A 327-nucleotide genomic window follows, 5' to 3' on the forward strand; every position below is an offset into this window, starting at 1 on the left:
CGGCGACCAATGCGGTAGGCGAAAGTGAGGTTTATCGGTACGACGAGCAGCACGTCATTCTTGAGCGTGGGTTGGCCGGTGGGGCGAGTTTCTACTGGGAATGGGAACGAACTGGCAAGGCGGCACGGTGTGTCCGGCACTGGGCGAGTTTTTCGCAGATGGACACGCGGTATGCCTGGAATGATGACGGCAGCGTTGTCGTGCATAACGCCGATGGCAGTCAGGAAGTCTATGTGCACGATGATCGGGCGCGCCTGGTACAGCGCGTCGATCCGGATGGTGCCCAGCACTTCAAATCTTATGACGACAAAGGCCGGCTGACGGTTG

Annotated in this window: 1 protein-coding gene; it reads left to right on the forward strand. The window is 59.0% G+C overall.

Features of this window, described 5'->3' with window-relative positions:
• Positions 1 to 327: hypothetical protein (locus H0Z09_RS27200; RefSeq protein ID WP_186694939.1), on the forward strand; the 327-nt coding region annotated here is incomplete at both ends.

Origin of the sequence: Pseudomonas sp. SWRI18, from assembly GCF_014268345.1 — a bacterium.
GTDB classification, from domain to species: Bacteria; Pseudomonadota; Gammaproteobacteria; order Pseudomonadales; family Pseudomonadaceae; genus Aquipseudomonas; species Aquipseudomonas cedrina.